The organism is Jiangella muralis, assembly GCF_001270745.1.
Taxonomy (GTDB): domain Bacteria; phylum Actinomycetota; class Actinomycetes; order Jiangellales; family Jiangellaceae; genus Jiangella; species Jiangella muralis.
Map to the genome: position 1 here is coordinate 97,114 of NZ_LFXL01000031.1, position 14,235 is coordinate 111,348.

Annotated in this window: 12 protein-coding genes; 2 read left to right on the forward strand and 10 right to left on the reverse strand. The window is 73.0% G+C overall.

The genetic code is table 11. The features are described from left to right. Positions 1-11: 11 nt before the first annotated feature. The 4 genes from infB to rimP all read right to left on the reverse strand — a co-directional run bounded on the left by infB (position 12) and on the right by rimP (position 5,052). Positions 12-3,089, reverse strand: coding sequence for a translation initiation factor IF-2 (infB, locus tag ACW62_RS24795; protein ID WP_053206784.1), 3,078 nt, complete (start codon positions 3,087-3,089; stop codon positions 12-14). A gap of 90 nt (positions 3,090-3,179) precedes the next feature. Further along, positions 3,180-3,518 carry a DUF448 domain-containing protein gene (locus ACW62_RS33380; RefSeq protein ID WP_083460139.1) on the reverse strand — a complete coding sequence of 113 codons (339 nt, stop codon included), beginning with the start codon at positions 3,516-3,518 and terminating at the stop codon, positions 3,180-3,182. Between the two features lie 33 nt (positions 3,519-3,551). Beyond that, positions 3,552-4,553 (reverse strand): transcription termination factor NusA, encoded by a 1,002-nt coding sequence (gene nusA / locus ACW62_RS24800; RefSeq protein ID WP_053206785.1) that lies wholly within the window; start codon positions 4,551-4,553, stop codon positions 3,552-3,554. A 4-nt stretch (positions 4,554-4,557) separates the two neighbouring features. Next, the gene (rimP, locus tag ACW62_RS24805) at positions 4,558-5,052 is read right to left on the reverse strand and encodes a ribosome maturation factor RimP (RefSeq protein ID WP_053206786.1); all 495 of its coding nucleotides are present in this window, start codon (positions 5,050-5,052) and stop codon (positions 4,558-4,560) included. Positions 5,053-5,186: 134 nt separating this feature from the next. Between rimP and ACW62_RS24810 the strand changes: the two genes are divergently transcribed. Together ACW62_RS24810 and ACW62_RS24815 are read left to right on the forward strand one after the other, a co-directional pair. Beyond that, positions 5,187-5,699 (forward strand): hypothetical protein, encoded by a 513-nt coding sequence (locus ACW62_RS24810; protein ID WP_157574960.1) that lies wholly within the window; start codon positions 5,187-5,189, stop codon positions 5,697-5,699. Continuing rightward, a complete protein-coding gene (locus ACW62_RS24815) occupies positions 5,696-6,160 on the forward strand; it encodes a ferritin-like domain-containing protein (RefSeq protein ID WP_205629575.1) in 465 nt (154 codons plus the stop codon). Before ACW62_RS24810 ends, ACW62_RS24815 begins: the two co-directional genes overlap by 4 nt. Before the next feature lie 837 nt (positions 6,161-6,997). On the opposite strand, the gene sthA is transcribed toward ACW62_RS24815, so the two are convergent. From sthA to ACW62_RS24845, 6 genes are all read right to left on the reverse strand, one after another. Next, positions 6,998-8,410, reverse strand: a complete 1,413-nt coding sequence (gene sthA / locus ACW62_RS24820) for a Si-specific NAD(P)(+) transhydrogenase (RefSeq protein WP_053206788.1) — start codon at positions 8,408-8,410, stop codon at positions 6,998-7,000. Positions 8,411-8,441: 31 nt separating this feature from the next. Continuing rightward, positions 8,442-9,350 carry a DMT family transporter gene (locus ACW62_RS24825; RefSeq protein WP_205629576.1) on the reverse strand — a complete coding sequence of 303 codons (909 nt, stop codon included), beginning with the start codon at positions 9,348-9,350 and terminating at the stop codon, positions 8,442-8,444. A gap of 163 nt (positions 9,351-9,513) precedes the next feature. Further along, on the reverse strand, positions 9,514-10,326 hold the full coding sequence (locus tag ACW62_RS24830) for a helix-turn-helix domain-containing protein (protein WP_053206790.1): 813 nt from the start codon (positions 10,324-10,326) through the stop codon (positions 9,514-9,516). 4 nt (positions 10,327-10,330) lie between these two features. Further along, a complete protein-coding gene (locus tag ACW62_RS24835) occupies positions 10,331-12,091 on the reverse strand; it encodes a proline--tRNA ligase (protein WP_053206791.1) in 1,761 nt (586 codons plus the stop codon). 58 nt (positions 12,092-12,149) lie between these two features. Further along, positions 12,150-13,358 (reverse strand): CapA family protein, encoded by a 1,209-nt coding sequence (locus ACW62_RS24840; protein ID WP_053206792.1) that lies wholly within the window; start codon positions 13,356-13,358, stop codon positions 12,150-12,152. Between the two features lie 21 nt (positions 13,359-13,379). After that, on the reverse strand, positions 13,380-14,225 hold the full coding sequence (locus ACW62_RS24845) for a GNAT family N-acetyltransferase (protein WP_053206793.1): 846 nt from the start codon (positions 14,223-14,225) through the stop codon (positions 13,380-13,382). Between the last annotated feature and the right edge of the window lie 10 nt (positions 14,226-14,235).

Genomic DNA, 14,235 nt, shown 5'->3' on the forward strand with positions numbered 1-14,235 from the left:
GCGGGCGGCCGTCAGCCGCGCGGCTTCTCCTTCATCTCGTAGGTCTCGATGCGGTCGCCGACCTTGATGTCGTTGAACGAGCCGAGGCTGATACCGCACTCGAACCCTTCGCGGACCTCGGTGGCGTCGTCCTTCTCGCGCCGCAGCGACACGACCGTGAGGCTGTCGCCCACCACGACGCCGTCGCGGACCAGCCGCGCCGACGCGTTGCGCCGCATGATGCCGTTGAGCACCATGCAACCGGCGATGTTGCCGATCTTGGACGACCGGAACACCTCGCGGATCTCCGCGGTGCCGAGCTGGACCTCCTCGAACTCCGGCTTGAGCATGCCCTTGAGGGCCGCCTCGATCTCCTCGATGGCCGAGTAGATGACCGAGTAGTACCGGATCTCCACACCCTCGCGGTCGGCCAGGTCCTCGACCGTCCGGCTCTGCGGCCGGACGTTGAAGCCGATGATGATGCCCTGGTCGATGGAGGCGAGGTTGACGTCGTTGGCCGTGATGGCACCGACGCCGCGGTGGATGATGTTGAGGTTGACCTCGTCGCCCACGTCGATCTTGAGCAGCGCGTCCTCGAGCGCCTCGACCGAGCCGGACACGTCACCCTTGAGGATCAGGTTCAGCGTCTCGACCTTGCTCTCGGCCATGAAGCTCTCGAGCGTGACCCGCTTGCGGGCCTTGGCCAGGGCGGCGTTGCGCTCCATGGCCTCGCGCTTCTCGGCGATCTGGCGCGCGGTGCGGTCGTCGTCGGCGACGAGGAACTTGTCGCCGGCGCCGGGCACCGCCGTCAGGCCGAGCACGAGGACCGGACGCGACGGCTCGGCCTCCTCGACCGGCTTGCCGTACTCGTCGAGCATGGCACGCACCCGGCCGTAGGACTGACCCGTGACGATGGCGTCGCCCGGGCGCAGCGTGCCGCGCTGCACCAGGACGGTCGCCACCGGACCGCGGCCGCGGTCGAGGTGACCCTCGATCGCGACGCCGCGCGCCGGCATGTCGGGGTTGGCCCGCAGGTCCAGCGCCGCGTCGGCGGTGAGCAGGACGGCCTCGAGCAGCTTGTCGATGTTCAGCCCCGGCTTCGCCGCGACGTCGACGAACATGGTGTCGCCGCCGTACTCCTCGGCCACCAGGTTGTACTCGGTGAGCTGCTGGCGGATCTTCGCCGGGTTCGCGCCCTCGACGTCGATCTTGTTGACCGCGACGACGATCGGCACGCCGGCCGCCTGGGCGTGGTTCAGCGCCTCGATGGTCTGCGGCATGACGCCGTCGTCGGCCGCCACCACGAGGATGACGATGTCGGTCACCTGCGCACCACGGGCACGCATGGCGGTGAACGCCTCGTGACCCGGGGTGTCGATGAAGGTGATGGCCCGCTGCTCGCCCTCGTGCTCGACGGAGACCTGGTAGGCACCGATGTGCTGGGTGATGCCGCCGGCCTCGGACTCGACGATGTTCTCCTTGCGGATGGCGTCGAGCAGCTTCGTCTTACCGTGGTCGACGTGGCCCATGACGGTGACCACTGGTGGCCGGGCCGCCAGCGCGTCCTCGTCGCCCACTTCGGCGTCGAAGTCGATGTCGAAGGACTCGAGCAGCTCGCGGTCCTCGTCCTCGGGCGACACCATCTGGATCTCGAAGCTGAGCTCCTCGCCCAGCAGGCGGAAGGTGTCTTCGTCGACGGACTGGGTGGCCGTGACCATCTCGCCCAGGCCGAACAGCACCTGGACCAGCTGCGCGGGGTCGACGTCGATGCGCTCGGCGAAGTCGGCCAGCGACGCACCGCGGGGCAGCCGGACGACCTGTCCGTTGCCGCGGGGCAGCCGCACGCCGCCGATCGTCGGGGCCTGCATGTTGTCGTATTCCTGGCGCTTCTGACGCTTGCTCTTACGGCTCCGCGCCGGCTTGCCGCCGGGACGGCCGAACGCGCCGGCCGTGCCACCGCGGCCGCGGCCACCGCCGCCACCCGGACGGCCACCGCCGCCGGGGCCGCCGAAGCCGCCGCCACCGCCCGGACGACCGCCGCCGCCCGGACCGCCGCCGAAGCCGCCACCGGGACGGCCACCGCCGCCGCCACCGCCGGGACGACCGCCGCCGCCACCGCCGCCGGGACGACCGCCACGGTCACCGCCGCCGCCACCAGGACGACCGCCACGGTCACCGCCGCCACCGCCACCGCCGCCGGGCCGCTGCGACGGGCGCGGCGGCATCATGCCGGGGTTGGGGCGGGGGCCACCGGAGCCCGCACCACCGCCCGGACGTGGCGCCGGGGAATTGGGCCGCGGACCACCCGGACCGGGCGCGCCACGACCCTCGCCGTCGCGGCGCGAGCCGGGACGCTGCATGCCGGTGGAGCCACCGGACGAGAACGGGTTGTTGCCCGGACGCGGGCCGCCGCCGGAACGAGACCGGCCCATGCCGGTGTTCTCGCCGCCGAACGGGTTGTTGCCCGGACGCGGGCCGGCCTGCCGCGGCGCGGCCGGACCCGGCTTCGGGCCACTGCCCTGGCGCGGACGGTCACCGCCCTGGCGCGGACGGTCGCCGGCCGGACGCTGGCCGCCGTCGGGACGCGGCCCCTGACCGGAGCCGGGGCGCGAGCCCTGACCCTGGCCCTGGCCACGGCCGTCGCCGCCACGGCCGTCGCCGGCACCCGGGCGCGGGCCCGGCGCGGGCGCCGGGCTGGGTCGCGGACCGGGGGTCGGACGCGACGCCGGAGGCGCGGAGGCCGCCGGCTGCTCGGGCGCGGCCGGCTGCTCCGGCGCGATCGGCTGCTCCGGCGCTACCGGCTGCTCGGACGCAGCCGGGCGCGGGGCAGGCTTGGCCGACGGCGCGGCGGGCGCCGCCGCGGCCGCACTGGGCGTGCTGGGGATCGGGGCTGCCGGCCTGGCCGATGGGCCAGGGCGACCGGGAGACCGCTTCGCTCCCTTGCCGGTTCCTTGATTGGTGAACGCCTCGCGAAGCTTGCGGACGACGGGGGCCTCGACAGTCGACGATGCCGACTTGACGTACTCCCCGAGGTCGCCCAGCTTGCCGAGGACATCCTTGCTCGTCACACCGAGCTCTTTCGCGAGCTCGTGTACCCGGACCTTTGCCACTGCTCTCCTTCTCGGCCCGGGCGTGTCGGCTCGGACCGGCTAGGTGGTGCGCGTGCTCATCGCTGCTTGCTCATCGAGCGCTCGTGAGCGTCACGTCGTGTCTCCTTCATCCATTCCGTCCGGCCGTCGCGGCCGATCGGGTCGATCCTCGTGCTCTGCGAGCCACCGACGCAGCCCAGTATCGTCGAGCGGCCCCTCGGCGCGTAATGCGCGCGAGAACGCCCGACGACGCTCGGCTTGGTCGAGACAGCCCTGACGCGGGTGCAGGTACGCACCTCGGCCCGGGAGCCGGCCGTCGCGGTCGGGAACCAGCGCCATATCGGCGCCGGCACCGCCCACGACGACGCGGAGCAGTTCGGACTTCACCACACGAGACCGGCATCCTACGCAGGTGCGCACAGGTGACCGGCCGGGCGCGCGGTCATTCACTCGAACAGTTTAGCGTCTCTCGGGCCTGAACGGTCACGCGGGCGTGTCGGCGCCCGGATCGGGGGTCTCGGGCTCGGTGTCGGGGCGGATGTCGATGCGCCATCCGGTGAGCCTCGCGGCCAGCCGCGCGTTCTGTCCCTCCCGGCCGATGGCCAGCGAGAGCTGGAAGTCCGGCACCGTCACGCGGGCCGACCGGGCGGCCAGATCGACGATCTCGACGCGCTGCACCCGGGCCGGCGAAAGTGCGTTGGCCACCAGCTCCGAGGGGTCCTCGGACCAGTCGACGATGTCGACCTTCTCACCGTGCAGCTCGGTCATGACCGCCCGCACCCGCGAGCCCATGGGCCCGATGCAGGCGCCCTTGGCGTTGACCCCCGGCACCGTCGAGTAGACGGCGATCTTGGTGCGGTGGCCGGCCTCGCGGGCGATGCCGGCGATCTGCACCGTGCCGTCGGCGATCTCGGGCACCTCGAGCCCGAACAGCTTCTTCACCAGGTTGGGGTGCGTGCGCGAGACGGTGATGACGGGGCCGTGCTGGCCCTTGCGCACCTGCACGACGTAGCAGCGGATGCGGCTGCCGTGCTCGTAGCGCTCCCCCGGCACCTGCTCGGCCGGCGGCAGCACCGCCTCGACCTTGCCGAGGTTGACCATGACGGTGCGGGGGTCGCGGCCCTGCTGGATGGTGCCGGAGACGATCTCGCCCTCGCGGTCGAGGAAGTCGCCGAACGTGTTCTGGTCCTCGGCGTCGCGCAGCCGCTGCAGGATCTCCTGCTTCGCGGTGGTGGCGGCGATGCGGCCGAAGCCGTCGGGGGTGTCGTCCCACTCGCGCGTGACAGCGCCGTCCTCGTCGACCTCCTGGGCCCAGACGGTGACGTGGCCGCTCTTGCGGTCCAGCTCGACGCGGGCGCGCGGCTGGTGGGTCTCGGAGCGCTGGTAGGCGAGCAGCAGAGCGCGCTCCGTCGCCTCGACGACCAGGTCGAAGGAGATGTCCTTCTCTCGCTCCAGTGCTCGCAGGAGCGAAAGGTCGATGTCCACGCTCTCAGTCCTCTTCCTCGAAATCGTCGAGATCGGTGTCGTCGGTCTTGCGGAACTCGACCTGCACCTTCGCCTTGCGGACGTCGGCGTAGGCGAGTTCGCGGGTGGCGCCGTCGACGTCGAGCACCACGGAGGTGTCGCCGGCCGACACGACGCGCCCGGTGACGTCGTCGCCGTCGTGCAGGACGGCGCGCACCAGCCGGCCGGTGGCGCGCGACCAGTGCCGCGGCAGGGTCAGCGGCCGGGAGACGCCCGGCGAGCTGACCTCGAGGGTGTACGGGCGGTCGCCCATGACGTCGCTCTCGTCGAGCGCCTTGGAGATGTGCCGGGACACCTCGGCGCAGCGGTCGAGGTCGACCCCGCCGTCGGCGTCGACCATGATGCGCAGCCGGCTGCGGCGTCCCGCCTGGGTCATGTCCAACTGCTCGAGGTCGAGCCCCTCCGACACCACCACGGGCTCGATGACCTGGTGCAGAAGGTCATGGGAGGCCGATGTCATCGGATGCCCCTTCCTCGATGTCGAGTTGTCTCACGCAATGACCGTGTTCTTGACGTCCTGCCGTCAAGAGTAGCCAAGACTACAGCCCGGACCGGCGATCCAACGGCACGTTCGCACCGGTTACGGTGTGCTCCGTGAAGCAGAGGGTGGACGAGGGCCGGCGGCGGCTGCTCATGCTGGTCGCCGGGGCTCCGGCGCTCGGCGTGGCACTGGCCGCGTGCGGCGCCGAACCGCGTCCGAAGGCGGCGCCCGGGCCGCGCGCGACCCTCGACGCCGACGTGAAGCTGCGCTGGCGCGCGGTGCACGGCGAGCAGACGTTGCTGGCGCTGCACGCGGCCACCGTCGCGGCGCATCCGGGCCTCGCCGAGCGGCTGCAGTCCCTGACCGCGCACCACGACGAGCACCTGGCCGCGTTGCGGGCCGACGGGCCGCTGCCGTACGGCCCCGGCCCCGGCGCCGGCACGCCGGCCGCCGCCCCGTCCGTCGCCGCCGATGCGGATGCCGCACTGGCCGCCGTCGCCGACGCCGAGCGGGCCGCCGCCGACGCGTGCGTCGTGGCCGCGCTGGGCGCCGCCGGGCCGCGGCTGGCCGCCGTGCTGGCGTCCATCGCCGCGTCCGAGGCCGGTCACGGGGTGGTGCTGGCGTGACGACCACCCCGGCGCCGACGCCGCCGCCGTCCGCCGCCTCCGCCGAGCCCGCGATCGAGGCCGCACAGGCGGCGCTGGCCGGCGAGCATGCCTGCGTCTACGGCTACGGCGTGGCCGGCGCGCACCTGCCCGACGACGCCTCGGCCGCGCTGGCGGCGCTGACGTCGCACCGGGCCCGCCGCGACGCACTGACCGCGCTGATCGCGGCCGCGGGCGCCGAGCCGGTCGCGGCCGAGCCCGGCTACGCGCTGCCCTCCCCCGTCACCGACGAGGCGTCCGCCCTGGCCCTCGGGGTGCTGCTGGAGGAGCGGCTCGGCGCGCTGTACGCCGACCTCGTCGGCGCCGCCACCTCGCCCGAGCTGCGCGAGCTCGCCGTCCGCGGCGTCGTCGCGGCCACCGTCCAGGCCGTGGCCTGGGGTGGCGCGCCGACCGCGTTCCCCGGCCTCGACGGCCGCATCTAACGTCGCTGGGTCTCCGAAGCTCCGACACTCGAACCGAGTTTGAACGGGCGTCGCGTGGCGGCGCGCCCCGTGTGGCCGGTCGACTCGGTCGGGCCGGGCTTCTCGTTGGCTGGCCGACCGTGCGCCCGGGTCTACCACGTTCGCCGCTTTGCGGCAGTTGGCCGTCCCCTGCTGCCCATTCTCTCAGCCGCGTGACCGCGCCTCAAGCGGACCCGGATGGCGCTTCGCGCGCTGGGTGTCCGCTTGACCCGCGGTCCCGCGGCCAAGAACGGGCACCTATCAGGGGGACGGGGAAAGACTGGGCACACCTCGATGCCGGCCGACGTCTTCGATGGTGAGAACCGTCCGAACGACGCCTCGAACACCACTCCCGCCATCGAAGACGACTCCGGGAGTCGAGGACACCAAACCATGCACCGGCACGAACGACGAACGCCAGCCAGCCAGGCGAACGGTGCATCCGGGCGGGCCTGTGCCTGCACTTCCCCCGTCCCCCTGATAGCTGCCCGTACTTGGCCGCGCGCGTGCGGGTCAAGCGGACCTTCGCCGGCGCGAAGCGCCCCACAAGTCCGCTTGAGGCGCACGTGCGCGGCTAAGAAAATGGGCAGCAGGGGGACGGCCCACTACCGCAAGGCGGCGAACTGCGGGACAACGGCGAACCGTTACATGAACCCACCTCACCGTGTGAGATCGCTGCGCCGGCTGGGGTGGATCACTGTTCCTCTGGCAACAGCAACGCCACCCACCAAACACAGCGATCCCACCCAGTGACGCGCCGCCACCCGACGCCCGTTCAAAACTCGGTTCGAGTGCCGGAGTCTCGGAGACCAAACGGAGCTAGAGATCGAAGCGGTCCAGCGCGCGCAGCTTGTTGGTGACGTCGAGCGCGGCGACCTTGTACGCCTCGGACAGCGTCGGGTAGTTGAACACGGTGTCGACGAGGTAGTCGACGGTGCCGCCGCAGCCCATGACCGCCTGCCCGATGTGCACCAGGTCCGCCGCGCCCGTCCCGAACACGTGGACACCGAGGATGTGCCGGGTCGCCGGGCTGACCAGCAGTTTCAGCATGCCGTAGGAGTCGCCGACGATCTGCCCGCGGGCCAACTCGCGGTAGCGGGAGATGCCCACCTCGTACGGGACGGCGTCCTGCGTCAGCTCGACCTCGGTGCGGCCGCAGTAGGAGATCTCGGGGATGGTGTAGATGCCGATCGGCTGGATCTCGCGCAGCTCGTTGGCCGGCTCGCCGAACGCGTGCAGCGACGCCAGCCGGCCCTGGTCCATGCTGGTGGCGGCCAGCGCCGGGAAGCCGATGACGTCGCCGACGGCGAAGATGTGCGGCACCGTCGTCCGGTACTGGCCGTCGACGGTGATGCGGCCGCGGTCGTCCGCGGAGAGGCCGGCGTTCTCGAGCCCCAGTTCGCCGGTGACGCCCTGCCGGCCGGCGGAGTACATGACGGTCTCGGCCGGGATGCGCTTGCCGCTGGCCAGCGTCGTGACGGTGCCGTGCGACCCGATCTCGACCTTCTCGACCTCCTCGCCGAACCGGAACGTCACCGAGAGGTCGCGCAGGTGGAACTTGAGCGACTCGACCACCTCGGGGTCGCAGAACTCCAGCATCTGCGCCCGCTTCTCGACGACGGTGACGCGGGTGCCGAGCGCGGCGAACATCGACGCGTACTCGATGCCGATGACCCCCGCGCCGACGACGACCATGGAGTCGGGGATGCGCTCCAGCGTGAGGATGCCGTCGGAGTCGACCACCCGGCCCTCGTCGAACTCGACGTGGGCCGGGCGGGCCGGTGTCGTGCCGGTGGCGACGACGACGTTCGCGGCGGTGATCTGCCGGTGCTCCCCCGGCCCGTCGACGGCGACGGTGTGCGGGTCGACGAAGCGGGCGGTGCCGACCACGAGATCGACGTGGTTGCGGAACAGCTGCGCCCGCACCACCTCGATCTCGCGGCCGATGACGTGCTGCGTGCGGGCCAGCAGGTCCTGCACGGTGATCTCGTGCTTCACGCGGTACGACTGGCCGTACAGCTCACGCATGGACAGGCCGGTGAGGTACAGCACGGCCTCGCGCAGCGTCTTGGACGGGATGGTCCCGGTGTTGACGCACACGCCGCCGATCATGTTCCGGCGCTCGACGACGCAGGCTCGTTTGCCGAGCTTGGCGGCGCCGATGGCGGCCTTCTGCCCGCCCGGGCCGGAGCCGATGACGAGGAGGTCGTAGTCGTACTCGGGTTCGTCCATGCACACGCTCCAGCTCGCCGGTACCTCAACGCTATCGAGGGCGACCCCTCACCGTCATCAGCACCGCCGTGCCGATGAGCACCGCGCCGGCCAGTCCGGTCGCGCCGAGCCGTTCGTCCAGCACGACGGCGCCCAGCGCGGCCGCCGTCAGCGGCTCGAGCAGCGAGAACAGCGCCGCCGAGCCGGTCGCGACGGTGCGCAGGCCGGTGAAGTACAGCCCGTAGGCCAGCGCCGTCGGGGCCAGCCCCAGGTACACCAGCAGGCCGAGCGTCCCGGCGTCGAGGTCGACGGAGACGCCGCCGGCCAGCGCCGCGAGCGGGAGCAGCAGCAGCCCGCCGGCGCAGAACGACAGCCCGGCTGTCGGCAGCGCCCCGAGGTGGTCGACCGGCCGGGCGCCGAGCATCGTGATGGCGGCGAACCCGGACGCCGAGGCCAGCGCGCACGCCGTCCCGGCCAGCACCTGCGCCGGGTCACCCGCCGACGGCGTGCCGAGCAGCAGCGCCAGCCCGGCGAGCGCCGTCACGATGGCCGCCAGGACGCGCCCGTCCGGCCGCCGCCGCCCGACCACGCTCTCGGCGGCGACGACAAGGATGGGCGCCGCGCCCAGCGTCACCAGCGTGGCCAGGCTGACCGACGTCAGCGAGACGGCGGCGAAGTAGCAGCTCTGGTACAGCGCGGCCAGCGCGCCGAGCAGCAGCAGCCGGCGGACGCCGCGGGCGGACGTCCGCAGCCGGTGCAGGCGGCCGCTGGCCAGCAGCCAGAGGACGACCAGCCCGCCGCCCACCAGCAGCCTGAACGCGGCCACGGCGAGCACGCCGAGGCCGGTGCGGTCGATGAGCAGCACCCCCGTGAGGCCGCCGGTGCCCCAGAGGACCCCGGCGCCCATGACGGACATCAGGTCGGCCCGCGACGACGGGGCCAGAGTTCGAGTGTGTTCCACGGATCAGCTCCTGCGACGAGGGGAAGACGGCGCGCGGGAGCGGGACACGCAGGAGTGCGCGAAGAAGCCGGCCGCCCGTCAGAGGGGCAGCCGGCGCGCTGGAACGCGCCCCGCTAGAGAGCGGGGGGCGGGGTGATCGGGTGAGTCCGATGCATGAACGGGATCATACGGGAACGACGGACGTACCGCGCCGCTCGGCCGCCAGCTGCGACGGGGTGCAGCCGGCCAGTGCATGGAACTCGCGCACGAGGTGGCTGTGGTCGGCGTAGCCGGTGTCGGCGGCGAGGTCGCTGAGCGACGGCGCGGTGTCGAGGCGCCGTACGGCGCGAGCGAACCGCAGCACGCGGGCCGCCTCCTTCGGGCCGAGGCCGACCTGCCGCCGGAACCGTCCGGCCAGGTGCCGCCGGCTCCACCCGACCTCCGCGGCCAGCGTGCCGACGCGCACCCGCCCGCCCGAGCGCCACAGCCGCTCCCACACCCACCCCACCTCGGCGTCGACGGGGTCGGCCCGGCCGGACGACGCGACGGATCGGCGCAGCAGGAACGCGTCGGCCAGCGCGAACCGGGCCGCCCAGTCCGGCGCCTCGACCAGTCGCGACACCAGTTCGTCGCCGGAGCGCCCGAACACGTCCCCGAGCCGCAGGGCGCCGTCGCGCAGGTCGTCGCCGGCCAGGCCGAGCAGGCGGTGCGCGCCCAGCGGCGTGAGGTCGACCTGCAGCCCGCACTGGGCGCCGACGAACTCGGTGACGGCGAAGGTGTCGTGGAACCCGGCGACGAACGAGGTCAGCTCGCCGCTGACGCCAGGCGACCGCACCGACAGCGGGTCGCCGAAGCTGATGATGACCGGCACGCGTGGGCCGGGCAGCTCGCGCCGCCGCACGGGCGTCGCCGAGTGCTCGGCGTACCCGCAGTACCCGACGACGTCCCCGGCCAGCGCGGGGTGCGCCGCGCCGGCCGGGTACTCGCCCAGGTTCATGCCCCTATTCTGCGACGATCTCCCGCAGCCGGTCGACGGCCTCGGCGACGGGGACCTCCTGACGCTCGCCGCTGGCGCGGTCCTTGATCTCGATGACGCCGTCGGCCAGGCCGCGGCCCACCACGACGATCGTCGGCACGCCGATCAGCTCGGAGTCCTTGAATTTCACGCCCGGGCTCACCCCGCGCCGGTCATCGTAGAGCACCCGCACGCCCGCGGCGTCCAGCTCCGTGGCCAGCGAGGACGCGGCCTCGAACACCGCGTCGTCCTTGCCGGTCGCGATCAGGTGGACGTCGGCCGGCGAGACCTCGCGCGGCCAGATGATGCCGGCGTCGTCGTGGGAGTTCTCGACGATGGCGGCGACGGCGCGCGACACGCCGACGCCGTAGGAGCCCATCGTGACGGTGACCAGCTTGCCGTTCTCGTCCAGCACCTGCAGGCCGAGCGCCTCGGCGTACTTGCGGCCGAGCTGGAAGATGTGCCCCATCTCGATGCCGCGGGCGGTCTCGAGCGGGCCGGAGCCGTCCGGCGCGGGGTCGCCGGCCCGCACCTCGGCCGCCTCGATGGTGCCGTCAGGCGTGAAGTCGCGCCCGGCGACGAGGTCGACGACGTGCCGGCCGGGGGCGTCGGCGCCGGTGACCCAGCGGGTGCCCTCGACGACGCGCGGATCGACCAGGTAGCGGATGCCGGACGCGTTCTTCTCCCCCAGCACGCCCGGCCCGATGTACCCGCGCGCCAGCGCCGGGTGCTTCGCGAAGTCGGCCTCGGTGAACGGCTCCAGTTCGGCCGGCTCGATCTGCGCCTGCAGCCGCTTCTCGTCCACCTCGCGGTCGCCGGGGACGCCGACGGCGAGCGGCTCGCGGGTGCCGTCGGGGTGATGCACGACCACCAGCACGTTCTTCAGCGTGTCCGATGCCTGCCAGGGCCGGTCGGCGCGCGGGAACCGCTCGTTGAGGTGGTCGACCAGCGTCTGGATGGTCGGCGTGTCCGGGGTGTCCTCGACGTGCGCCGCGGGGACGTCGTCGTACGGCAGCGGGTCCGGGACCGGGGTGGTGACGGCCTCGACGTTGGCCGCGTACCCGCCGGGCGAGCGGACGTAGGTGTCCTCGCCGTTCTCGGCGGTGGCCAGGAACTCTTCGCTGGCCGAGCCGCCCATGGCGCCGGACGTCGCCTTGACGATGACGTAGTCGAGCCCGAGGCGGTCGAACAGCTTGATGTACGCCCCGCGGTGCGCGAGGTACGACGTCATGAACGCCTCGTCGGAGACGTCGAAGGTGTAGGAGTCCTTCATGACGAACTCGCGGCCGCGCAGGATGCCGGCCCGCGGACGGGCCTCGTCGCGGTACTTGGTCTGGATCTGGTACAGGTACAGCGGGAGGTCCTTGTACGACGAGTACAGGTCCTTCACCAGCAGCGTGAACATCTCTTCGTGCGTGGGACCGAGCAGGTAATCGCCGCCCTTGCGGTCCTTCACCCGGAAGAGGTTGTCGCCGTACTCCTCCCACCGGCCGGTCGCCTCGTAGGGCTCGCGCGGCAGCAGCGCCGGGAAGTGCACCTCCTGCGCGCCGATGGCGTTCATCTCCTCGCGGACGATCGCCTCGATGTTGCGCAGCACCTGGTAACCCAGCGGCAGCCACGAGTAGATGCCCGGCGCGGCGCGGCGGACGTAGCCGGCGCGGACGAGCAGTTTGTGGCTCGGCACCTCGGCGTCGACCGGGTCCTCGCGCAGGGTTCGCAGGAACAACGTCGACATGCGCAGGATCACGGGACTCTCCAGGCTTCCACGGACGGAACGGGCAACGAAGGACGAGGATACCGGCCGGTCACGTCGGATTCAGCAAGGTCAGCCCGGCGGCCGCGCCGCCCCGGCCGAGCACGATCTCGGTCGTGCGGTCGCGCGCCTGCCGCAGCCGGGCCGCCGTCGCCGTGCCGGTGTCGCCGCTGGCCAGCGCCGCGGGCACGTCGAGCACCTCGACCGGCGGCTGGTAGGTCTGGTACAGCGGCAGGTACTCGGCCGCCGTGACGGCGAACTCTCCCGCGCCGCCCGCGGACTCGGTGAAGGTGAACCGGGTGAGCAGGCCCTCGGCCTTCGGGCCCTCCGGCTCGGCGTGGTTGGCCATCAGGTTGCCCATGCCGTAGACGACCCACTCGCCGCCGATGTTCTCGATCGGCTGGACGACGTGCGCGTGGTGGCCGAGCAGCAGGTCGATGTCCGGCGACGCGATCAGCTCCGGCGCCAGCGATGCCTGCAGGTCGTTCGGCTCGTGCACGTACTCGTCGCCCCAGTGCAGCGCGGTGACGACGACGTCGGCGCCCTCGGCCCGGGCGGTGGCGGCGTCGGCGAGGATGCGGCCCGGGTCGATCTCGTTGCCGCGCCACGTCTCGCCGTCCGGCGCCGGGATGCCGTTGAAGCCGAACGTGTACGAGAGCAGCGCGACGTCGACGGGGTCGCCGTCGGTGCCGGCCTCGACGTGCGTGATGGTCTGCGACTCCTCGGGCGTGCGGGCCGAGCCGGCGTGCGCCAGCCCGGCGGCGTCGAGGGTGTCGAGGGTGCGGTCGACCCCGCCGGCGCCCTGGTCGAAGGTGTGGTTGGACGCGGTGGTGCAGGCGTCGTAGCCGGTCTCCGCCAGCGCGGTGACGACCTGCGGCGGGCCGGAGAACGTAGGGTAGCCCTCGTACGGACCGCCGGCCGGCGCCAGCGGCGTCTCCAGATGACAGACGGCGAGGTCCGCGCCCTGGACGATCGGCGCGATGTTCGCCAGTTGCGGCGCGAAGTCCATCTCCTCGCCCGGCCCGGCGTCGTTGCGTGCCTGCGTCCACAACCGCTCGTGCAGCAGCACGTCACCGGTCGCGACCAGCGTGAACGTGCGCGGGTCGGGTGTCGGCGACGGGGTGGGGCTCGGCTGCTCGGACGGCGACGTCGTGGCGTCGGCCGGGGTGCTGGGCGGGGCGGCGCCCGGGTCGTCATCGCCGCAGCCGACGACGACGAGCAGGACGGCGGCAGCGGCAATGGTGGCGAGGCGGCGGTTCATCGCGGTCCAGTGTGCCCGCGGTCAGAACATGATGGTGGCGAAACGACCGACCTCGGTGAAGCCGACCCGGCGATACGCGCCCCGGGCCGCGGCGTTGAAGTCGTTGACGTAGAGCGTGACGGCCGGCGCGATCTCGCGCTGCGCGTACTCGACGACCGCCGCCATGCCGCCGACGGACAGCCGCTCACCCCGCCGGTCCGGCCGCACCCAGACGCCCTGCACCTGGCAGGCGTGCGGGGTGACGGCGCCGATCTCGGCCTTGAACACGATCTCGCCGTCCTCGAACCGGGCGAACGCGCGACCGGCCCGGACCAGCTCGGTGAGCCGCGCCCGGTAGTAGGCGCCGCCGTCGGTGCCGGCCGGCGAGACGCCGACCTCCTCGGTGAACATCGCGACGGCCGCGGGCAGCAGCACGTCGACCTCGTCCGGCCGGACGGGGCGCACCAGCGGGTCGGCCGGGACGGCCGGCGCCGTGTCGATGGCCATGACCGGCTGGCAGGAACGCACCTCGCGGGCCGGGCCCCACTCGGGGCGGATGAGGTCCCACATCGACAGCACGGCGTCGGCCGGCCCGACGATGGACGAGCAGCGGCGGCCGCGGCGGACGGCGAGGTCGGCGAACGTGCGGGCGGCCCGGGCCGACGCGGCCACCGGGACGAGGTTGGCGCCGGAGTAGCACAGCGACCGCAGCCGGCTCTCCTCGTAGTAGCCCCACAGCTCACCGGCCAGCCTCGACGGCGCCAGGCCGGACGCGTGCACGCGGGCACCGACGAAGACGTCCACGTAGGGGTCGCGGCCGAGCAGCGCGACGGTGTCGTCCAGGTCGGCCTGGCTCAGCGGCCGCACCGCCGTCGACGTACCGAGCACGTCACCCCCT